The organism is Rhodopirellula sp. P2 (assembly GCF_028768465.1).
Classification (GTDB): domain Bacteria; phylum Planctomycetota; class Planctomycetia; order Pirellulales; family Pirellulaceae; genus Rhodopirellula.
Genome location: NZ_CP118225.1, coordinates 954,926 through 978,316 on the forward strand (window position 1 = coordinate 954,926; position 23,391 = coordinate 978,316).

Consider the following 23,391-nt stretch of genomic DNA (forward strand, 5'->3'; position numbering starts at 1 on the left):
TTCGTGGTAACTTGTCTGCCTACCGCAACTTGCTCGTCATCTCCTCCGGAACTTTTCATGACCGACGAAAACGAAAATTTGCCAGCCGAAGCCATTGGCGAAGATGAATTGCAACGGCCGCAACCGATCGATGATCCGATCTCCGACAACCAGTCGCAGGACTTGTACCAAGTCATGCGGCACACGATTGAGCGATTGGAAAAGGACAACACGGCTCGCGGTGATGTGAAGATCCTGTCACGAACGATCCGGGAACTGCGGTACGCATTCAAAGTCTTTCGTCCCTATCGTCGGCGACGCAAAGTCACGATTTTTGGTTCCGCTCGAACCGGCTCGGATCGCCCTGACTACCAATCCGCGGTTGACCTGGGCCGGCGAATGGCGGCTCACGGTTGGATGATCATCACCGGTGCCGGGGGCGGCATCATGGAAGCCGGTCACAAAGGTGCCGGACGCGATGCATCGATGGGCCTGAACATCATGTTGCCGTTCGAACAAGGCGCGAACGAATACATCGAGAACGATCCCAAGTTGGTCACGCTGAAGTACTTCTTCACTCGCAAGTTGATGTTCTTGAAAGAGTGCAGTGGCATCGTCTGCTTGCCCGGCGGATTCGGAACGCTCGACGAAGGCCTCGAAGTCCTGACGCTGTTGCAAACCGGCAAGCAAACCATGATGCCGTTGATCTTCCTCGATCATCCCGGCGGCAGTTACTGGAAGGACTTGGGTAAATTCATTGACAAGCAACTGATGTGCAACGGCATGATCAGTCCCGAGGACGTGGCCCTCTACAAAATCACCAACTCGGTCGATGAAGCCGTCGAAGAGCTGCTGACGTTCTATGACGTGTATCACTCCCAACGTTACGTCGGTGATCAGTTGGTGCTGCGGATGAAGCGAGCGTTGTCGGAAGAAACCTTGGAATTGATCCGCACCGAATTCGCGGACATCTTGAAGAGCGGCACGTTCGAACAAACCGGACCGCTGCCCGTCGAATCCAGCGAACCCGAACTGGCGGATTTCCCCCGCTTGATCTTCCACTTCAACCGGCGTGGCCTTGGTCGATTGCGAATGTTGATCAACCAAATCAACGGCCATCCTCTGACCACCACCCCCGATCCCGAGTGCTGAACAGAGACTTAACGCTTTGAGGCCCGACGGGCCGGCACAGCCCTTGCCGGTGCCGTCAGGCACCGGAAACAGTTCCAGCTACTTCATCAGTCCCGGAGGGGCGACAGAGGACAGACCCAACAACCGTACGACGCAGATCCAACAACCGAAAAATTCAAACGGTTGATATCAGATCAGCCGGAACGCGATCGCGTTCGGTTCGTCTTCAGAAACCGTGGGCTATCGCCCATCGGCTGATCGCTCAATCTTCGCGATCGCATTGGTTGGCATCCTCGCCTGCGAAGCCTTAAGCTGAAGGCTTGATTCCATTCCCATCGCAGCTGACGAGGATCTCTGATGTCGACAACACTTCCGGAATTCGCACCTCCCAAGGTTCGCCACACCCAGTTGTTCATCGACGGCCAGTGGCGGGATTCAGCCAGCGGAAAAACGTTCGCCACGATCAACCCAGCCACTGAAGAAGAGATCGTTCAAGTCGCTGAAGGGGACAAGGAAGACATCGACGCCGCAGTGGCCGCGGCACGCAGAGCCTTCGACTCGGGTCCCTGGCGGACGATGGACGCTCGCGATCGCGGACGGCTGATGATGAAGCTTGCTGATGCGATTGAGAACGAGATCGATGAGCTGGCTCAACTCGAAACACTCGACAACGGAAAACCCCTTCGCGAATCGCGGCACGCGGATTTGCCCTTGGTGATCGATGCCCTGCGCTACTACGCCGGCTACGCGGACAAGATCCAAGGCGAAACGGTTCCCATCCGCGGCAACTACCTCTGCTACACACGGAAAGAACCGGTCGGTGTGGTTGGACAGATCATCCCTTGGAACTTCCCCATGCTGATGGTCGCTTGGAAGTGGGGACCGGCTCTCGCCACCGGTTGCACAATCGTGATGAAACCCGCCGAACAAACGCCGCTGACCTGCCTGCGAATGGCACAGCTCGCCAAAGACGTCGGCTTCCCCGATGGCGTCATCAATGTCGTGCCGGGCTTTGGCCCAACCGCCGGTGGAGCCCTGGTCGACCATCCTGGCGTCGACAAAATCGCGTTCACGGGAGAACACCGAACGGCTCAGTTGATCATGAAGAACTCCGCCCAATCGTTGAAACGGCTGACGTTTGAACTGGGCGGCAAAAGTCCCAATGTGATCTTCAGCGACGCGGACTTGGACGCCGCTGTGCAAGGCAGCTTCGTGGGTCTGTATCTGAACCAAGGCCAATGTTGCTGTGCCGGCAGTCGCGTGTTCGTCGAAGAATCGATCCACGAAGCCTTCGTCGAAAAGCTGACCGATTTGACAAACAAACGTGTCGTCGGCAACCCGTTCGAACACACCACCGAACAGGGTCCTCAAATCGACCAAGCTCAATTCGACAAGATCATGAGCTACATCGACAAAGGCAACCAGCAAGGCGCGTCCTGCGTCAGTGGTGGCAAGCGTTCTGGTGATCGTGGTTACTTCATTGAGCCGACCGTGTTCACTGACGTTCAAGACGACATGGCGATCGCTCGCGATGAGATCTTCGGCCCCGTGATGAGCGTGCTGTCGTTCAAAGACAGCGATGACATTTTGAAACGAGCCAACGACACGATGTTTGGCTTGGCGGCCGCCGTGTGGACGCAAGACATCAAGAAAGCCCACCACTTCGCCGCCAACGTTCGCGCGGGAACCGTGTGGGTCAACTGCTACGACGTCTTCGACGCCGCCGCCCCATTCGGCGGATTCAAGATGAGTGGCCAAGGCCGCGAACTAGGCACCGAAGGCCTGAAGGCTTACTTGGAAAGCAAAACCGTCACGGTCGCTCTTTGATTGTCACTCGATTCAGTAATCGGTCCTGGTCAGCAACATGTCTGGGCAGGATCGCATTCCAACTCTTCCACTGAGTCGCTGAACAACGGCGTCGAGAAGTAGCGTTCCATGCGGTCGGGAAAGACCGTGACAATGGTTGCATCGGGCGGGAGATCGCGCGCGGCTTCCAGGGCCGCGGCCAAGTTCAACCCTGAACTGGGCCCGACGGGAAATCCACGCCGGATCAGTTGGCGACAACACGCCAACGCCACGCTGTCTTTCACATCGACTTGTCTGAGCCCGGGCAGATGGGCATCGCGGAAGATTGCCGAAGCACTTTCCACCACACCCGGTATCTTCTTGCTGAAACTGGAACACTCCAGCTCGTACAGGCCATCGGAGCAGACCGGCCGAGCCAGCACCGGCCGAGTGATGCATCCAAAATCGCAGAACCCCTGGTACAGACCGACCAGGGTACCACCCGTTCCGACCCCACTGACGACCGCATCCACCGAACGAGAAGGAACTTGAGCGATGATTTCCGCGGCGGTTTGATAGCGATGTGCCGCCGGGTTGTCTGGGTTCTCAAACTGCTTGCTTGCGAACGCTTCTCCTCGACCGGCGATCTCATCTGCCAATGCCATCGCTCCGCCGACACCTTCCTCCGCCGGTGTCAGGATCACTTCGGCTCCAAACGCTCGAATCATCTTGATCCGTTCGGAACTCACCCCGCGCGGCATGACCGCAGTGAATCGCAAACCAAACTGGGCGCACATCAACGCGAGCGAAATGCTGGTCGACCCGCTCGATGCTTCGACCACCGCATCACCACGGCCCAGCAACCCGCTTCGGATTGCCTTTCCCAAGATGAAACGAGCGATCCGATCTTTGGTGGATCCACTCGGGTTGTGATATTCCAGCTTGCACCAAATGACTGGCCCATCATCGGACAGTTTCACCGGCGCAATCGGAGTCGTGATCGCTTCGGTCGCATAGCTGTACGAAGCCGGATGATTCGTCATTGTTCCATCGCGGGTTGCGAGTTCTTGGCGGTGACACCATTTGTCAAACCAACAATTGACATTCCGAGTTTGGCGAATGCCACTGTTTTCTGCAGCAACCTAAAAAACGGACGACCGTCCACCCTTAACACTCGATCTCGGGCGACGATCCATACAACAAAAGATGATGCCGTGGAGAATTCTTGCTGGCGGAGTCATTCCATTCGGCGAGGACCGTTCATCAGTGGTTGCGTGTGCTTTGGCCAGTCATACTGTTGACTTGACCGGGCGTTTAAAAGGGATCAGTGACCGCTGCTCCGATCGGATGCCTGTTCCATGCCACTGCCTGACACTTGAACGCTGAGTCCATCTCATGAGACGACCGTTGATTGCCGTGATCCTTCCGATGCTCCTCCTCTGTCTTGCCGGACTCGCATCGGCGGAGTTCGACACCGATCGACTGGCTCTGGCGGGAGACAACCGTGCGGAACTGGAACGGGCCCTAGCAGACGCCCCAGCGGATCAACGGGAAGGAATCGAGTTCCTGATTGCGAACATGCCAGAGAGTGATCTGCAAACGCTTTCGGCGGACTACCTGTTGGAAAACACTCGACTGGCCTATCAAGCATGGACCAATGCACCGTGGGCAAAGGAGATTCCCAAGGATGTCTTTCTGAACAATGTTCTTCCCTACGCCAGCATCAACGAGCGACGTGACGAGTGGCGAGCCGATTTTCGAAAACGATGCCTGCCGATGATAGAAGGAGCGAGCTCACCGAGCGAAGCGGCCGCGTTGATCAATCAAAAACTATTCAAAAGCGTCGGCGTTAAATATTCCACCCGGCGAGTGAAAGCGGATCAAAGTCCACTGGAATCAATGGAAACCGGGTTGGCGTCGTGCACGGGTTTGTCGGTGTTGCTGATTGATGCTTGTCGTTCTGTTGGGATCCCCGCTCGGTTTGTGGGCACGCCCCTGTGGTTCAATCAATCCGGAAATCACTCGTGGGTGGAAGTCTGGGACGATGGCTGGCATTTCACAGGTGCCGCTGAACCAACCGGGAACGAACTGGATCGTGGTTGGTTTGTCACCAATGCAACCAAAGCAGACCGATCGTCAAAAGCTCACGCGATCTATGCAACCAGTTTCAAACAGACCCCGCTCTCGTTCCCATGCGTTTGGAATCGAAAGCTTCGAAGCATTCCCTCTGTGAACGTGACCGACCGCTACGTTGCTCTTCAAAAGTCATTGCCGCCCGGCATGACTGAGTCGTTGTTCGTGGTGCATGGTGCAGATGGGAACCGAGCCAGTTGCCGACTGCGAGTCCTGGATGGCGACGAAGTTGTCTTTGAAGGTCAAACCAACGACGAGGGATTCGATGCCAACGATCATCTTCGCGTGGAACTGAAACAACAACACAAGTACTCCGTCTTGATTGGCGAAGGCGATCAAGTCATTCGTGACACCATCATCACCGATGCGGATGAGGAGTTGCATGAGCACCACCTCGTCTCCGTCGATGCGGTTTCCGAATCACAGGCGAATGAATCCGTCGCCGCGATCAAAGCTCTCCGCGATTACCTCCAGTCCCAACCGGCAGCGGATCTCAAGACAATTCGCGATCAATCGTTCAGCGACGTCTCGCTAACCGCCGACGATGTTGTCCGAGCCAGAAAGATTCTTGCAGAGCATCACAAGCAAACTCTGCTCAAAACGCGTTCCGAGGAAATGAAGGCTCGGGTGTTGGTCCACGGCGAACATAAGATGCCGTTTGACTATCGCGTTTTTGGCGAAGCCCCCAACGAAGGCCGCAGTCTCTACATCTCCATGCACGGCGGTGGTGGTGCCCCGAAAGCGATCAACGATCGCCAATGGGAAAACCAGAAACGTTTGTATCAACCCGAAGAAGGTGTCTACGTGGCTCCGCGTGCTCCGACTGACACATGGAATCTATGGCATCAAAAGCACATCGATCCGATGTTCGTGCGTCTAATTGAAAACATGGTCGCGTTTGAAAACGTCAATCCAAATCGTGTCTACGTGATGGGCTATTCCGCCGGCGGTGACGGCGTGTATCAACTGGCACCTCGTCTGTCCGACCGCTGGGCGGCCGCCGCGATGATGGCCGGACATCCCAACGAAACGTCGGCCCTGGGACTTCGCAACGTTCCCTTCGCGTTGCAAATGGGAGGCAAAGACGCCGCCTACAAACGCAACCAAATTGCTGCGGATTGGAAAACGAAGTTGGCTGAACTGCATGAAGCGGATCCGGACGGATACGAACACTTCGTGAAGATCTACCCGAACAAAGGACACTGGATGGATCGCGAAGATGCGGTCGCACTTCCTTGGATGGCGAAGCACACTCGAAACGTGACCCCGTCCAAGATCGTATGGGTCCAAGACGATGTGACTCATTCCCATTTCTACTGGTTGGGCGTGGAAGAGTCGTCGGTCAAAGCCGGTGCGACCATCATCGCAACCGTTGACGGTCAAACGATTGACTTGACCTCCTCGGACGTGAACAAGATGGAGGTCTTCTTGGATGACCGATTCATCGACTTGGACAAACCAATCCAGATCACCAGCGGTGGTCAAACGCTGTTCGAGGGGCAGGTCAGGCGAAGTCTGAAAACACTCGTGACAACCTTCGACGAGCGATCCGATTCCGAGCTCGCGTTCCCGAGTTCTGTCGAAGTGGAGATTCCCAAGCCGTTCCCTCAATCGTTGGTTCCTGCCAAGGATCTGCCACGATACACCGCGGCGAAGATCGACACGGAGCTGACGATCGATGGTCGTTTGGACGAGGAAACTTGGCAGCAAGCCCGCAAGACCACGTCCTTTGTCGACTTGGTCAGTGGACAACCCACTCGCTACGACACCCGCTCATCCATCCTGTGGGATGACGAGTTTCTCTACATTGGATTCTGGTTGGAGGAGCCCAATGTCGACGCGGAGTACAAAGACCGTGACGATCCGATTTACTACGACAACGACGTCGAAGTCTTCATCGCTGGAGAGGACGCCTACTACGAGTTCGAGATCAATTCCTATGGAACCGTCTACGAAGGTTTCTTTGTATGGCAGGAAGCGTACGAGAAAGGTGGTTATGCATCCGACCCACAACTCGCCAAAGACGCTCCGAATCAACAGGAGTTCGATGGCGTTGGGTTCACCGACCATCCACGCGGAAAACGCATCGCGTTTCTAGGGTACGACTTTCCCAATTTCAAATCCGCCGTTCACATCAACGGGACCTTGAACGACGATTCCGACGTCGATCAAGGCTGGACGGTCGAGTTGGCGTTTCCATGGAAGGAGATGAAATGGCTTGCCAAGGGCGACGATCGATCGCTGCCACCCAAGGTCGGTGACCAGTGGCGAATCGACCTCTTCCGTTTCAACAAGACCAAAGCCCCCGAACCCGCCACCGACTCCAGCGGTTGGGCCCTCGGCAAACACGGAGTCTGGGACTCCCACATCCCCGAAATCTTCCCAGTCATCACCTTCGCTGAAGAGTGACCGAATTTGGCTCGACACGGACCGTTGGGACGCTCGTTTCGGCTCGGAGGTTTTTCTAGCCACATGGGTGGTTTGCAGATACACTGGTGGAATGGGTGATGTCACTGAATTGTTGTGCCAGGTGCGGTCGGGCGATGCGAGAGCGTCGGAGGGCCTGTTGCGCGCTGTCTACCAGGAGTTGCGTTCGATAGCGGAAAGTCAATTCGCAGTGGAACATCGGGAGCGCACTCTTCAGCCCACGGCGTTGGTCAACGAAGCCTACCTGCGTCTGGCATCTGGCGGACGTCTGCAGAAATTTGAAAATCGTGGGCATTTTTATGCAGCCGCTGCCGAAGCGATGCGGCGAATTCTGATTGACGCTGCGCGAGCTCGGGGAAGTCGAAAACGAGGTGGTCACTGCCGACGACTCGCATTGGGTGAAGTAGCGGATGACGTCACGCCCGCAACCGATCTTTTGCTCGATCTCGACGACGGGCTGGAGCGATTGTTCGAAGTCGATCCCGATTCTGCCAAGTTGGTTGAACTTCGTGTGTTCGCCGGGTTGTCGATCACCGAGGCTGGCGAATTGATGAAGATGTCGCGAAGCACCGCCTATCGGAACTGGGAATTTGCACGCACTTGGTTCGCGGTTCACTGGGACGGTTAGGGTCAACGCATGTCGGATTCACCCAAACAAGAATCCATCAAGGATGTGTTTTTGCAGGCAATTGAAATCGATGATGTCGCAGAACGTCAACGTTTCGTTGCACTGGCCTGCCAATCAAATGAACCAATGCAGAAGGCAGTGGAGCGGCTGATCGTGTCCCACCATCAGCAGGAACCCAACCGACTGGATGATCTCATCGATTACTTGGGTGTTGGTGAGACCCAGTGGACATCGACCCGCTCGGGAATTTTGCCGGAGACATTCAAAGCCAATCAGATGCATCGCATCGATCGTTATTCGATTTGCGAGCTGATCGGCGAAGGTGGAATGGGCAGCGTTTTTGTGGCTCAGCAAGAACAACCGGTCCGTCGCAAGGTTGCTCTCAAGATCATTCGAGCAGAAATCGCTACGAAGGAAGCTTTAGCACGATTCTCCGCCGAGCGTCAGGCACTGGCGATGATGGACCATCCTTGCATCGCCAAAGTCTTGGATGGTGGGGCCACGGAAAGTGGGCAACCTTACTTGGTAATGGAGTTGGTTCAGGGGACGCCCATCACTGAGTATGCAAGTCATTCCGAATTGTCCATCGAGCAACGATTGCGTCTCTTCCAAAAAGTTTGCCACGCTGTCCAGCACGCTCATCGAAAAGGGGTGATTCACCGCGACTTGAAACCCTCCAACATCTTGGTTGCTGAAATCGATGGGGAAGCACTTCCAAAGGTGATCGACTTTGGATTGGCCAAAGCACTTGACCAGCCGCTCACCGACATCACGATTCACACTGGTTTTGCACAGTTGATGGGAACACCGATGTACATGAGCCCCGAGCAAGCGGAGATGGGGACGATCGACATCGACACTCGAAGCGATGTCTATTCCCTCGGCGTGTTGTTGTACGAACTGATGGTCGGTGCGCCACCGTTTGATCGTGAAACCTTCAAAACGGCAAGCTTTGACGAGGTTCGCCGTATCATACGCGAGGTCCAGCCTCCTCGACCTAGCGTCGTTAGCCGCACCCTCGCTGCCAACGATAACGTCAATCATCAACAAGGCGGCGATCAACGGAAGCTGCACCCGAGCATTCGGGGAGAGCTGGATTGGTTGATCATGAAGGCGATGGAAAAAGACCGTCGCCGGCGATACGGATCGGCGTCCGAACTCGCCGATGACATCCAGCGATACCTCACCGGTCAGGCGGTTTTGGCATGCCCTCCATCACCAATCTATCAGTTTCGAAAAACAATCAGCCGTCACCGCTTTGCAATCGCAGTGTCCTCCGTGGTGCTCGTCTCATTGGTCATGACAAGCATCATTTCGACGTGGAAAATGCTTGAGGTTCGCCAAGCCAAATCGATCAGCGAAGCGCGAGAACGGCAAGCAAATGAACTGCTTGAATGCAATCAGTTGCAACAAGCAGTGTCAGCATATCAGGCTGGCGATCTTTTGCAGTTGTCACAACTCACCACGATCGTAACTCACCCCCACGCATTGCCATCCAGTAGTCGAGCGACTGAGCAATCAGCGTTGTCTCACTTTTTTCGAGCAGCGGCCACTCCGGCACCCAACCAATGTTTCAAAACGTCTTCAGCGATTCATGAAATCGCGATTTCATCGAAACAGAAAGCTGCCTTGGGTGCATGCGAAGATGGTAGCGTCGTCATGTTTCCCTTGGATGGCTCGACGACTGCCGGACGTTCTTTGGGAAGTCATGATGAACCGGTTCACGCCGTCTCGTTTTCGCCGGACGGTTCGATGGCGGTCAGTGGATCGACATCGGGGTTGATCAAGTACTGGGATGTGGAAAAGGCAATCTGCATTCACCAAGTGCGGCCGGTGGAGAACGGGATCGAATCGCTTGCTTGGTCGCCTGATGGTCGGTCCGTTGCCGCGGGCTTTCGTTACGCTGGCGTCTGGGTGGGTGATGCGAACGGGAATGAGAAATTTCGCCTTATCAATGATCATCGGCATGAGACTCTTTTGTTCACGCCTGACAGCCAGGAATTGTTGGTTCCGACACGAGATGGAATTCATGTCTGGGACGTTTCCACTGCAAGGCACGATCGGACAATCGAGACCGATCCCTTCACAAATGTCCGTGCGATGTGTTGGGCAGGACCGAATCAACAGTGGCTGATTGCTGGCGAACGATACTTCGATTCGCTGGCTGTCTTTGATCGCGAGACCGGAGCGAGACGGGGCACGTTCAATGTCAGTGCGTCCTACGCGAAATCGCTGGCAGCATCTCCCGATGGAATGTGGCTGACGGCGGGGTATGGCGACGGAAGGATTCAGATCATCCGCTTGCACGGAACAGATGAATCAGATGTCGGCGGCGAAGTGCGCACGCAGTGGAACGCTTATCAACAAGATGACAAGCGATTGGCTGTGTGTTGGCTGGAAAATGATCCAAACCAATTCATCACTGCCGGCCACGATGGGACCGCGCAAAGATGGGATCTCGATGGTGTCGTCCCAAAACGCGAACTCAGATCTCCGGTCGCTGTCGAGGGAGCTTATCTATTGGATGACGAGCCCGATCCAGTCTTGTTACTCCGAGGGCAAGAGCCGACCCGATTGCCGGTCGAAAAAATGTCCCTTCGAGCCGAGGAGGGATTGGTCGCGCTGCGAAGCGACAATCAGATTTCCATTGTGTCACTGAGGACTCGCCAGACACTGACCACAATCGATTCGCCTCCCCAACGCAATGAGCATCTGACTCTTTCCTCCGATGGCAGCCGGCTGGTCGCTGTCGGCGGCGGTTTCGCTTTCGTATGGGAATCGGCCGATCGCTGGGTCACCCACGAGTTGATAGCAAGCTTCACTGCGATCGACAACGGAAATGCCGTTTTCGCCAACCACGATCAGACGTTGATTTGCGGGACCGCCGACGAAGAATCGCTGCAGGAACTGAATATTAAATCGGGCGAGGTTGACCGTCAGTACAGGATTTCACATCCGCGCGTGGTCGCCATCAGCAACGACGAACGTCAGGTGGCAATTGGAAACGACCAACGCTTGACGGTTTGGGATCGGAAAACCGACCAGGTTTTTTTAGATATCCGCGAAATGTCGAGAATCTGGTCGCTACGTTTTCTCGCCGACGACCGCGTTTTGATCTCAGGTCACAACGATGGGCGGATCATGGCCTGGCACGTCCCGACCGGCCAACCGCTGGGCACCTTGTATCACCCGCGTCCCGGACTCAGACGCCCGCAAAACCTTCAACTGTCGGCAGACGGACGCCGCATGCTTCTGGTTTACCCTAGCGAACACGGCTACGTCCCCGTGCTGCTGGGCCGTTAACAAGTGTTCAATCAATTCGCCGGTGTCCTTCTCGGCAGATCAGAATAGCCCCTTGGACGAATCATCGATCAATGATTCGTGCGACCAGACATTTCCTTTTCGCCATCCTGCTTGCCACCATTCCGTTGACGCAAAAACAAAATCCGATGCGTCCGATTCACTGTGGCTCGGTTTTCGGAGGCCTGTTTCGAGGGGTTCTGAAACCGCGTCTGCGTCTCTCAGATTGAGGTAGTTGATCACTCGGAGTGCATCCAAGGCGGTTGCTTTTCCATCACGATTGACATCGTAGAAGTTCCGAGGAGACGGATCGACAAGTATCGGGTCTCGCAAAACCCCCGTTACAGGATCGGAGTGAACGCGATCATTCAATTCGTTGATGATCCGCAATGCGTCTAACGATTGAACGTTTCCCGATCCCGTGACATCAAAAGCATTTACCACATTGGTCCAACCCGTACGACGGAAATGCAACTGCGTCACACCATTTTCAAAGACTTGCGTCAGCGTCTCGTTTTCTCGTTCCGTCGATTTATACTTCCACTCACCGCGAGGATCGACCACGACCCCCTCAGAGGACTCGAAGATCAATGACTGAAAGCCAAGCAGTTCGTGATCGACGACTTGCTCGTCAGTACTGACGCGCACGTTGATCTGCCCTGACGAAGCAGTGCCGACGGGGGCCTCGCTAAAGGAAGAACCCGCACTGACCGTCACGGACGACGACGGATCCAATGCCATCACAACAACATCGTTGCCACCACGGCCCAGCATACGAATCGCCGTCTCCGATGTTGGATTCTCATCATCGCCCAATTGGACCGGCCCACCACTTTGATAATCCAGTTCGATTCGATCGTCGACATTTTCTGCACCCAAGAGCGTCAAAGTCTGCACACCGCTCATGGGACGATCGACCAAGAGTGTTTGAGAAACGCGATCGAAGACTTCCAGGTGTTCCCCGTTTCGTCGGACGACGGCGTCGCTGGCCGTCGCATCGGGAAGAGTGACTTCGAGAGGTCGAGGGGCATTGTCGTCCCCACCGAGGACAGTGAGCCGGAATCGCGACGACTCCTCGAATGCAATTTCTTCTGGACCGAGTTCGAGCCTCCCGTCCGGAATCGAAGGATCATAGAGAGTGGTGGCGGAGGAGGAGTCTTGTGGAATCCCCAAACTAACCAGAACGTCTTCAGCGGGTCGCATAGCCACGACCGGAATATTGAAATACAGACTGTCAGGAAAGTTTCCCCCTAGCGGGAAGGATTGAGCCGACGCAGACAGAAAGGAATCTGATTGCAGATTGTCGGTAGAGAACTCTGCGAGCGAAACTCTCCCGAATGCCCCATTGAACAGAGAAGCATTTCGCATTGCGACGATGAGGGGATAGACATTGAAATTTCCATCGCCATCAAAAACATTGTGTTGTTCAGAACGAGTTTCGATCCATTCACTGCTATCGATCCACTCAACGTTGAGTTGAGGGACATCACTGCCCACAATCAAATGGTTGGGGTATTCAATCTCGATCTCGACCATGTCTCCTGAACTAGAAGATGAGGCGTTGATCTCGATTTGGTCAACGGAATCGATCTGGTCGGAGAGCGCCACGATCACATTCGCCAAATTGGACTCTAGTTCCGAGTTCGTTTCACCAAGAAAGTCCTCCGCCAACATCGACTCGGTCTGCAAGGGATTGTCATCAAAGTAGAACGTCACCTGCCCAGACGGCGCAAGCAATTCTCCGAAGGGGAATGAGATTCGCTGGACTTCTCCGACGACAGGTACGAGCACGCCCTTTTGATCGATCAACAAGTCCGTGATCGTCTGATCAATGCCGAATGTGGAATCGCTTTGGAGCCTCTGAGCGGCGACGCGAAGATTGAACTCCTCACCAACCTTGACTCGGTAGTCAATCAACTCCGTGTCGTTGATGGACACCTCCGAGACTCCCTGGAGGTTCTCGATCAACGCATCGTTTTCATCGCGCGCCGACAAAACGAATTGAAGTAGCGGGTCCGCGGCGAGGAGATCTCGTCGCTCCAGCATCTCGAGGCGGAGATGCCGAGATCCAGGGAGGAATCGCACTCCACGAGTAGCAGCATCAGTTCGCAGAAGTGTTTGAAACATTATGTGGCTACCAATTGGGGAAAGCTCCAATGACTTCAGAACCAAGCCACCACCGACGTCGCTACAGCTTGGAATGGCAGGCGTCAGAAATTTGGTGAGCTCGGTTTTCGATCTCTTCCTCTATGCCATGCGAAAATCCCCAAGCAATCGTCTCGCGTCACGTTTGTTTTCTGACGCCTCTCAGGAGACGATCCCGCTGAACGGGCGAGCGTGTCCTGAAGAACAGAAATTTCCGGGAAAAGACGGGACAGATCGAAGTGGCTTTTCGCATGAAGCTTTGGCCTTCGTTTTGTCCCCCCAATCCACTCGGCTTTCTCGATGACATACCCAAGCAGTCGCCGATTCAATCCATTCCTTGGCCCCCGCAAACCAAGCCGATCTGCTCCACGTCGCCGCAAATTGCTCGCTGAACAATTGGAAAAACGCCATTTGTTGGCTGGGGATATTTTGCTTTCGAGTGGCTTTGTCTACGAGAAATTGCCATTGGATTCTCCGGTTGGTGATTTAGGGGCAGTCAATCCCGACGGTACCGCTCCCTACACTTTTGAGCTGGTCGCTGGTGAAGGCGGGGAGGACAACGCCAGTTTCCGCGTCGACTCGGAACAACTGGTCACCGCCGCCACGTTGGACGACGAGGTGCAGTCGGTTTATTCCGTTCGTGTGCGTGCCACCGACAGTTTGGGAGAGGTCACCGAAAAAGCGTTTCAAATCGATGTCCTGGACACGGATGGCGAATACCACGATGTCATCGGTACCTCCGCCAATGAAATCTTCACGGCGCAGTACGTCGGCAGCGGGACCAACGAATGGTTGGTCAGGCGTGGCGGCTCAACCGTTTTCAATGGCGAACTTGCAACCCCGACGACCAAGCTACGAATTTTGGCGACCAGCGGTACCGACACTTTGTCGATCATCGGCAGCAGTGGCGACGACACATTTGTGGTCAGCGATCAAGCAACGGAAGTCAACGGCTTCACCGTGATCAGCCAAAGCGTCGAAACAAGACAGATTTCAGCCAGCGGTGGCAATGACACACTGATCGGTCCCGACACAAACAGCCTGTGGACGATCGATGATCGCAACGACGGCACACTCAACACCACGACCAGTTTCTACGATGTCGAATCGCTGGTCGGTGGATCAGCGGACGATACGTTTCAGTTCAAAGGTGCGAATCTTATCTTTGACTACCTGGACGGAACGCTGGACGCTGGTGCAGGACACGATACGCTCGATTACTCACAGACAACATCAAGCGTGCTCGTCAGCTGGAATACCAACCGAGCCACAGGTGTGGGACGCTCGGCCACATTGGGAGCTGCCACAGGCTTCGAAGCCGTCATCGGCTCGGAAGATGTCAATCCGACCGTCGAAGGACCTGACTCGGTCAATCAGTGGACCATCACCGGCGAGAACACCGGAACAATCAATAACGGACAATACAGCTTCACCAACGTCGCGAGGCTGCTAGATGGACCGCAAGAAGACGTCTTCATCGTCGAAAATGGCGGCTCCATCAGCGGTTACCTCAACGCAGCTGGTGATGACCGGATCGAGCTGACCGATCGCGGCGTGCCGCTGGACGTCAACATCTCGAATCGAAACATCTCAGGAGTGCTCAACAGCTATACCGCCGGAGAGTTGCTGATTGAAGGTGATCAAGACAATCGGCTGCTGGGAAGCACAGGTTCCCTGACAGTGCAAATCAACGCTGATGGGACGGTCAATGCCAACGATGTGCATTACAGTGCGGGCTTCGATGAGTTCGTGGGCGGTACCGGGTATGAACGGCTGTATGCTCCTCCCGAACAACCTGCGGAATGGAACATCACCGGGGAAGACACCGGTCACATTCTCGTCAACGGCCAACGCTTCGATTTTACCAACGCTGAAATTCTTTACGGCAGCGATGCGGTCGACTCCTTCACAGTGCAAGCGGGTGCCAACTGGAATGGCAACCTCTTGGGTCAAGGTGGCAACGATGTGTTCACGATCATTGGTGGAGTGAGTGTCATCAGTGCCGGTGATGGCACCGACACGCTGCATGGGCCTGACATCGATAGCGTCTGGACCATCGACGATCGTAACGATGGCACGCTCAACACCACGACCAGTTTCTACGATGTCGAATCGCTGGTCGGTGGATCAGCGGACGATACGTTTCAGTTCAAAGGTGCGAATCTTATCTTTGACTACCTGGACGGAACGCTGGACGCTGGTGCAGGACACGATACGCTCGATTACTCACAGACAACATCAAGCGTGCTCGTCAGCTGGAATACCAACCGAGCCACAGGTGTGGGACGCTCGGCCACATTGGGAGCTGCCACAGGCTTCGAAGCCGTCATCGGCTCGGAAGATGTCAATCCGACCGTCGAAGGACCTGACTCGGTCAATCAGTGGACCATCACCGGCGAGAACACCGGAACAATCAATAACGGACAATACAGCTTCACCAACGTCGCGAGGCTGCTAGATGGACCGCAAGAAGACGTCTTCATCGTCGAAAATGGCGGCTCCATCAGCGGTTACCTCAACGCAGCTGGTGATGACCGGATCGAGCTGACCGATCGCGGCGTGCCGCTGGACGTCAACATCTCGAATCGAAACATCTCAGGAGTGCTCAACAGCTATACCGCCGGAGAGTTGCTGATTGAAGGTGATCAAGACAATCGGCTGCTGGGAAGCACAGGTTCCCTGACAGTGCAAATCAACGCTGATGGGACGGTCAATGCCAACGATGTGCATTACAGTGCGGGCTTCGATGAGTTCGTGGGCGGTACCGGGTATGAACGGCTGTATGCTCCTCCCGAACAACCTGCGGAATGGAACATCACCGGGGAAGACACCGGTCACATTCTCGTCAACGGCCAACGCTTCGATTTTACCAACGCTGAAATTCTTTACGGCAGCGATGCGGTCGACTCCTTCACAGTGCAAGCGGGTGCCAACTGGAATGGCAACCTCTTGGGTCAAGGTGGCAACGATGTGTTCACGATCATTGGTGGAGTGAGTGTCATCAGTGCCGGTGATGGCACCGACACGCTGCATGGGCCTGACATCGATAGCGTCTGGACCATCGACGATCGTAACGATGGCACGCTCAACACCACGACCAGTTTCTACGATGTCGAATCGCTGGTCGGTGGATCAGCGGACGATACGTTTCAGTTCAAAGGTGCGAATCTTATCTTTGACTACCTGGACGGAACGCTGGACGCTGGTGCAGGACACGATACGCTCGATTACTCACAGACAACATCAAGCGTGCTCGTCAGCTGGAATACCAACCGAGCCACAGGTGTGGGACGCTCGGCCACATTGGGAGCTGCCACAGGCTTCGAAGCCGTCATCGGCTCGGAAGATGTCAATCCGACCGTCGAAGGACCTGACTCGGTCAATCAGTGGACCATCACCGGCGAGAACACCGGAACAATCAATAACGGACAATACAGCTTCACCAACGTCGCGAGGCTGCTAGATGGACCGCAAGAAGACGTCTTCATCGTCGAAAATGGCGGCTCCATCAGCGGTTACCTCAACGCAGCTGGTGATGACCGGATCGAGCTGACCGATCGCGGCGTGCCGCTGGACGTCAACATCTCGAATCGAAACATCTCAGGAGTGCTCAACAGCTATACCGCCGGAGAGTTGCTGATTGAAGGTGATCAAGACAATCGGCTGCTGGGAAGCACAGGTTCCCTGACAGTGCAAATCAACGCTGATGGGACGGTCAATGCCAACGATGTGCATTACAGTGCGGGCTTCGATGAGTTCGTGGGCGGTACCGGGTATGAACGGCTGTATGCTCCTCCCGAACAACCTGCGGAATGGAACATCACCGGGGAAGACACCGGTCACATTCTCGTCAACGGCCAACGCTTCGATTTTACCAACGCTGAAATTCTTTACGGCAGCGATGCGGTCGACTCCTTCACAGTGCAAGCGGGTGCCAACTGGAATGGCAACCTCTTGGGTCAAGGTGGCAACGATGTGTTCACGATCATTGGTGGAGTGAGTGTCATCAGTGCCGGTGATGGCACCGACACGCTGCATGGGCCTGACATCGATAGCGTCTGGACCATCGACGATCGTAACGATGGCACGCTCAACACCACGACCAGTTTCTACGATGTCGAATCGCTGGTCGGTGGATCAGCGGACGATACGTTTCAGTTCAAAGGTGCGAATCTTATCTTTGACTACCTGGACGGAACGCTGGACGCTGGTGCAGGACACGATACGCTCGATTACTCACAGACAACATCAAGCGTGCTCGTCAGCTGGAATACCAACCGAGCCACAGGTGTGGGACGCTCGGCCACATTGGGAGCTGCCACAGGCTTCGAAGCCGTCATCGGCTCGGAAGATGTCAATCCGACCGTCGAAGGACCTGACTCGGTCAATCAGTGGACCATCACCGGTGAGAACACAGGCAACATCAACGACGGCCAGTACAGCTTCGTCAATGTTGGACGTCTCGATGGCGGACCTCAAGAGGATGTGTTCACCATCGAAAGCGACGGTTCCTACAATGGCTTTTTCATCGGCAACGGTGGCACTGACCGCTTGGAACTGGCCGCACGCAGTGAGCCCCTGGAAGTCAGTGTCAACAGCCGCAGTGTCCCCGGTGTGCTCGGCTCCTACTCGCTTGAAAAAGTTGTCGCCCTGGCGCCTGCCGACAATCAACTGCTGGGAAGCGAAGCAAATACCAATTGGCAAGTCACCGCCGATGGTGACATCCGAGTCAACTCCGTGACTTACACCGGCTTTGATTCCATCCTCGGCGGCAGTGGGAACGACACGCTGCTGGTGGATTACACCGGCGAAAACCTGGAAGCCGCCCTGCAAATTGCCTTTGATGGTGGTTCGGGAGGAAATGATGGCTTGGGATTCACCGGAGGCAGCTTCCAGACGGTGTCCTATGACCCAGCCCAAGGAACGCTTCAGCTCAATGATGTGACATTCGATCTGGCGACCGGAAACCTGATCAACCTGACCAATTCAAGCATCGCCAATCTGCTTGTCGACATCGATCAAACCAATCTCGTTGCCAACGAAGTCACGACCACATTCACTGCCGTTGATACCAACGACACGCTCCTTTCCTTCAGCGAATCATTGGGCGGAATCTTGGTTCGCAACGTGACCGGGCAACTGACCGTGTTGGGTGATGCGGTCGACAACGACACGATCACTCTGGCGGGCATCGGTAACTCCTTGGCCGCGAATGTCGTCCTCGACGGGCGTGGGGGAGCCGATCAAATTGCATTCGACGAGACGATTGTCCTGAAAACCAATGATGATCTGGAAGTCTTCGCGGAGCAGATCACCATCGACGCCGGCGTCGTCGTGCAGACCCAAGGGACGGGACAAATCGCGTTGAACGTTGACGAACTGAACCTGGATCTGACATCAACGATTCAGTCCGCCGACTCGGTGATGCTGGCTCCGCTTTCGGAAAGCCGAGGCATCGTTTTAGGAACTCAGAACGAAAGTGCCTTGAGCCTTCCCAGCGACTTGCTCCATCGAATCGTGACCCCGTCGCTGATCATTGGCAGTCAAGAAGTTTCTGGCGACATCACCTTGGGCGGGGATGTGATTCTGGCCACCCACACCGATCTGGAATTTTCAACCACCGGTGACATTTTTCTGGCAGGCACGATCGACACCGCTGGGGGCAAGCTTTGGTTGAATCCAGGTGCGGCTCCTCACGCGGTGCACGTTGGTTTGACATCCAATGAAGTGATTGCCAGCGAGTTGTCTTTTGCCCCCAATCGCGACATTCGATTCACAATTGATGGCACCACACCAAATACTGAATATTCCCAGCTCAGCCTCCTCGGTAGTCTGGATCTGACCGGAGTCAATCTGGTCATCGATGGGGAGTATTCAGTTGGACTCGCGGAGTCCTTCGTTTTGATTGAAAGCGACGGGACCGACGCAGTGTTGGGAACCTTCAAAGGTTTGCCGGAAAGTTCGTTCATTGACAATTTCCTCGGCTCCTCACTGAGTGCACAGATTTCCTATTTGGGATCAGATGCGGCGACCGGCAATGACATCGTGTTGACCGTGACCGCACCACCCAATGTTCCACCCGTCGCCGACGCCGGTGGTCCATACGAAGTAAATGAGGGTGGGGCAGTGCAATTGAACGCATTGAATTCCCGCGACCCTGACGCGTCAGATGAGACACTCGTCTTTCATTGGGACCTGGATGGCGACGGAGTATTCGGAGAGACAGGAGTCGGAGCTGAGCGTGGCGATGAACTTGGCAGCAATCCAGACTTTGACGCAAACCATCTGAATGGTCCAACGAGCGTGACAGTCGCCATGCGTGCGATTGACTTATCAGGTGATTCGGACACCGCCTACGCAACTGTCAACGTTCGCAACGTGGCTCCGACAATCTCACTTGATACGTCGATCGCAGTCGGCAGAGGTGAAACCTGGACAATCGATGGCTCTTTTGTTGACCCAGGGCCTGATATCTGGACAGGCACAATCAATTACGCGGACGGTTCCGGTGATCAGCTTTTAGTGCTCGATGGAAACGAATTCGAACTCAGCCATGCCTATGGTGCCGCAGGCGTCTACACCGCCATCGTCACGATTGACGACGGGGAAGGCGGGGTTACCAGCAAGAATTTAATCGTTGAAGTGGACTTACCGCCACTGGCAGACCTGACATTGATCTCCTCGGATGTCCTGTTTGATCCAATCAATCCGGGCGTCGGCGAATCATTCGACTTTGTCGTGGACGTGACCAACGCGGGAACACTTGCCGCGAGTGAAGTTCCTGTCAGCATTCAGGTATACGACGCCTTGACGGAGTCGTTCTTAGAAATCGGTCGTGGAGTGCTTCCTTCGATCGATGCGGATCCCGAAGGAGATGCGAAATCAGAAGCACAGGTTCGCTTGACCTGGGACGGCAACAACGGTCAGCCTGCGTTGCCAACCGAGGACGCCTACCTGTTGGTCCGCGTGGTGGTTGATCCGGACTCGACGACGGAGGAACTGGACGAGTCAAACAATGAGGCAATCCAAGTCTTGCAAATTGGCAGCCCCGATTTCGGCTCCGCCGAGTTGGTCGCAGAAGTTCCGGACCGCACCTTTTACCGAGACCAATTTGTGGCGGTCGGTGGCCAAGCGTTTTACGACTTCAGCACGATCCCAGGCAGCAATGACTTCCCTGTCCAAAATGCAAGCGTGACCGCCCGATTGATCGACTCAACTGGGCAGGTGTTGGCGGCTTCCGGGGCCCGGACGGCACCCAACGGCAATTTCCTGCACACCATGCGGAGCCCCAAGGAAGATGGTGACTACACGCTACGGTTTGAAATCAGTGACGGGACATTCAGCAAGGTGTTTGAGTCGACACTCACCGTCGACGGCGAATCCCCGGAACCCTCGCCGCCACGGCCAAGCGGGCCGGGGGGCCCCGGCTACGTCTTCTCGTCATCGATCCAGTTCGTCGATGACGCTCAAACAACAATCCCAGCGGTTCCACCGGGGAATCCTCCAATCGGTGTGCCGATCACCATCCTCGGCAGCTTTGACTACGAGCTTCGTGATCCGTTGCTGAATGTTCCTGTGACGTTCAACGACCTCTTCCCTGTTGCGGGGCAACTCCACACGTTTGAAATCGGAAGTGATTCCATCTCTTTCCCCGAAGGTGGATTGGCTGACCCCGCGCTCGTCGGGATGCAATGGACGCCAACGGCCGAAGGCCTTCACATCATTCAGGTGATTGCCAAACCCGATTTTAGATTCAAGGCTCACACGCACACGACGCGGACAATCCTGGTCGGCGACTTGGACACGACGTCGCTGGTCGTCAAACACGGGATCGTGGTCTTGCCCGACTCGGCGTCCGCGTTGGCGCCGCTGGCAGCCGCTCGCACGTTCTCCGCCCCACTGGTGCAAGCCACTAACGACGCACCCGAACCGGGTGACACCCTGTCGTTTACCCTGAGCTACGAGAACACGGGCACAACCACCATCACCGGTGGGATGCTGATTGACGACTTCGATGAAACTTTGATGGGGACGCCCACCAACATCAGTCACGGCGGCATCGCCGATGGCAACATCCTTCGCTGGGACCTAGGGGACATCGCGCCCGGCGCTTCCGGCACGGTGACTTACGAAGTCACGATCAATTCCGGAGCAGATTTTCCCCCCGGAGCAGCGTTTGTTCTCAACACGGCAGTCCTGAACGCGGACCAAGCCGTTGCGGCGAGCACGAGTGAGTTGGTCGTCAGCAACAATGCACCGGTCATCACCGGACTGCAAGTCGATGAGATGCTCAACGAGAACGGGGACGTCACGCTGTCAGGCACATTCAGCGACGCCAGCGCGATCGATACCCACACCGTTGCGATCGATTGGGGAGATGGGCAAACCGATACGCTGACCTTCTCAGCCGGCGAGCGTGAGTTTTCGATTCCCCATTCATACGGTCAGTTTCATTCGTCCCTAATCGAGAGCTTTTCGATTGATGTGAACGTCACCGATCAGTCCCACCAAAGTGCCAACGACAGCGTCAGCACGCTGGTGCCAGCGAACGACCAAACCGCCCCCTCCAGTTCGGTGCTCAATGCGACCGCGACCGGTTCCAATTCCTACGAAATGGAGGTCGGTTTCGCGGATCCAAACGGCCCCGACCAGATCCCGGTATCCGGTGTCAGTTGGGTCGACGTCTACTATCGGGTCAATCCGCAAAGCTCCGCCTCCAATACCAGGTTGTTCGGAAGCTTTGCTGTGAATCCCAGCGTTCCGAGTGGCAGTGGGACACTCTCAGCAGTCCTCGACGCTTCCCCCGGGGATGTGATTCAGCTTTGGAGTGTTGCCACCGATGCAGCAGGGAACATCGAATCTGAAGTCACCCCACGAACCGACTACTCGTTTGTCACCGCAGACACGGTCGGACCACTGACGCAAGTGGATTCCGCCGTCTTCGACCACAGTGCCTTCATTGACTTAGTGGTTTCAGGAACCGACGTAGGCGGCGGGAATGTGGATTCAATCGAAGTCTTTGTCGAGACCGACCCAGGGACTGAAAACAGTGCGATCTCTCTGGTTGGAACAATCCCCGGCGGTGCCAACGCTGTCAGCGGGACCATCCAGTATGCGGTTCCTCAGGACGGAGCGACGCATTCCTATCGATTCTTCAGCATTGGTGTCGACCACCTTGGGAACCGTGAAGGAGGCAGTGGATCACTGGATGGCGATCCGGGAGGGGAGGGGGATCAACTGGTGACCGATGTCATGCTAGCAGCACCCACATCCGGCCAAATCATTGGCTTTGATGTCAACGGAGGGTTGGAGAACCGATCTTCGGTTCATTCGGCGGACCTGCTGTTCAACGACTCCGGTTTTATCGACGAACTTCTGGAGTCCCTCGAAGACGCCAACCCCGACAATGACCGCATCCGGTTGGAACGGTTGGACCTTGCTGGCAATTCGCTCGGAGGAGAATTCCTGACGGTCACCGCTGTCCGAGATGGCTTGAAGCTCCGCCTGGATTTCGGTGACGCTGGACTCCTGCCAAACGGTGTGTACGCCCTTCGCATCGACATGGACGACGACTTGAGCAACGGATTCGAGGAGGACCGTCGGTTCCATCGTCTGCAAGGCGACATCAACGGGGATGGCGTCGTGAACACCGCAGACTATGCGAAAGTTCGGCGAGCTTACCGCAACACGGCGCTGCACGCCGATGCAGATGTTGACGGAGACGGTGACGTCGATGGAAACGACCTGCGTTTCTACTCCACATTCCTACGACAACGAGACGCAGAGATCGCACTGCTGATGAACCGTAATTCACTGGATGGTTAAAAATCGATCGACCAATGAGTTTGAGAATAGATCTTGCT

General features: G+C 55.4%; 8 protein-coding genes. 6 read left to right on the plus strand and 2 right to left on the minus strand.

Annotated elements, in window-relative coordinates; genetic code table 11:
• Window positions 1–57 precede the first annotated feature (57 nt).
• Together PSR62_RS03355 and PSR62_RS03360 are read left to right on the plus strand one after the other, a co-directional pair.
• Complete coding sequence (locus PSR62_RS03355; RefSeq protein WP_274406415.1) at window positions 58–1,131, plus strand: TIGR00730 family Rossman fold protein; 1,074 nt, start codon at window positions 58–60, stop codon at window positions 1,129–1,131.
• A gap of 336 nt (window positions 1,132–1,467) precedes the next feature.
• Window positions 1,468–2,937, plus strand: coding sequence for an aldehyde dehydrogenase family protein (locus PSR62_RS03360; protein WP_274406416.1), 1,470 nt, complete (start codon window positions 1,468–1,470; stop codon window positions 2,935–2,937).
• Between the two features lie 29 nt (window positions 2,938–2,966).
• On the opposite strand, the gene PSR62_RS03365 is transcribed toward PSR62_RS03360, so the two are convergent.
• Window positions 2,967–3,938: a cysteine synthase family protein gene (locus PSR62_RS03365; protein ID WP_274406417.1), complete on the minus strand. Its 972-nt coding sequence runs from the start codon at window positions 3,936–3,938 to the stop codon at window positions 2,967–2,969.
• A 352-nt stretch (window positions 3,939–4,290) separates the two neighbouring features.
• Between PSR62_RS03365 and PSR62_RS03370 the strand changes: the two genes are divergently transcribed.
• The 3 genes from PSR62_RS03370 (at window position 4,291) to PSR62_RS03380 (ending at window position 11,386) form a co-directional block, all read left to right on the plus strand.
• Complete coding sequence (locus PSR62_RS03370; RefSeq protein WP_274406418.1) at window positions 4,291–7,437, plus strand: transglutaminase domain-containing protein; 3,147 nt, start codon at window positions 4,291–4,293, stop codon at window positions 7,435–7,437.
• A 91-nt stretch (window positions 7,438–7,528) separates the two neighbouring features.
• Window positions 7,529–8,083 (plus strand): ECF-type sigma factor, encoded by a 555-nt coding sequence (locus PSR62_RS03375; RefSeq protein WP_274406419.1) that lies wholly within the window; start codon window positions 7,529–7,531, stop codon window positions 8,081–8,083.
• A 9-nt stretch (window positions 8,084–8,092) separates the two neighbouring features.
• Window positions 8,093–11,386: a WD40 repeat domain-containing serine/threonine protein kinase gene (locus PSR62_RS03380; protein WP_274406420.1), complete on the plus strand. Its 3,294-nt coding sequence runs from the start codon at window positions 8,093–8,095 to the stop codon at window positions 11,384–11,386.
• A gap of 39 nt (window positions 11,387–11,425) precedes the next feature.
• Here PSR62_RS03380 and PSR62_RS03385 read toward each other — a convergent pair whose 3' ends face one another.
• Entirely contained in the window at window positions 11,426–13,378 is a 1,953-nt protein-coding gene (locus PSR62_RS03385) for a dockerin type I domain-containing protein (RefSeq protein ID WP_274406421.1), read from the minus strand.
• Window positions 13,379–13,828: 450 nt separating this feature from the next.
• On the opposite strand from PSR62_RS03385, the gene PSR62_RS03390 reads away from it, so the two are divergent.
• Complete coding sequence (locus PSR62_RS03390; RefSeq protein WP_274406422.1) at window positions 13,829–23,353, plus strand: PKD domain-containing protein; 9,525 nt, start codon at window positions 13,829–13,831, stop codon at window positions 23,351–23,353.
• Window positions 23,354–23,391: the final 38 nt, after the last annotated feature.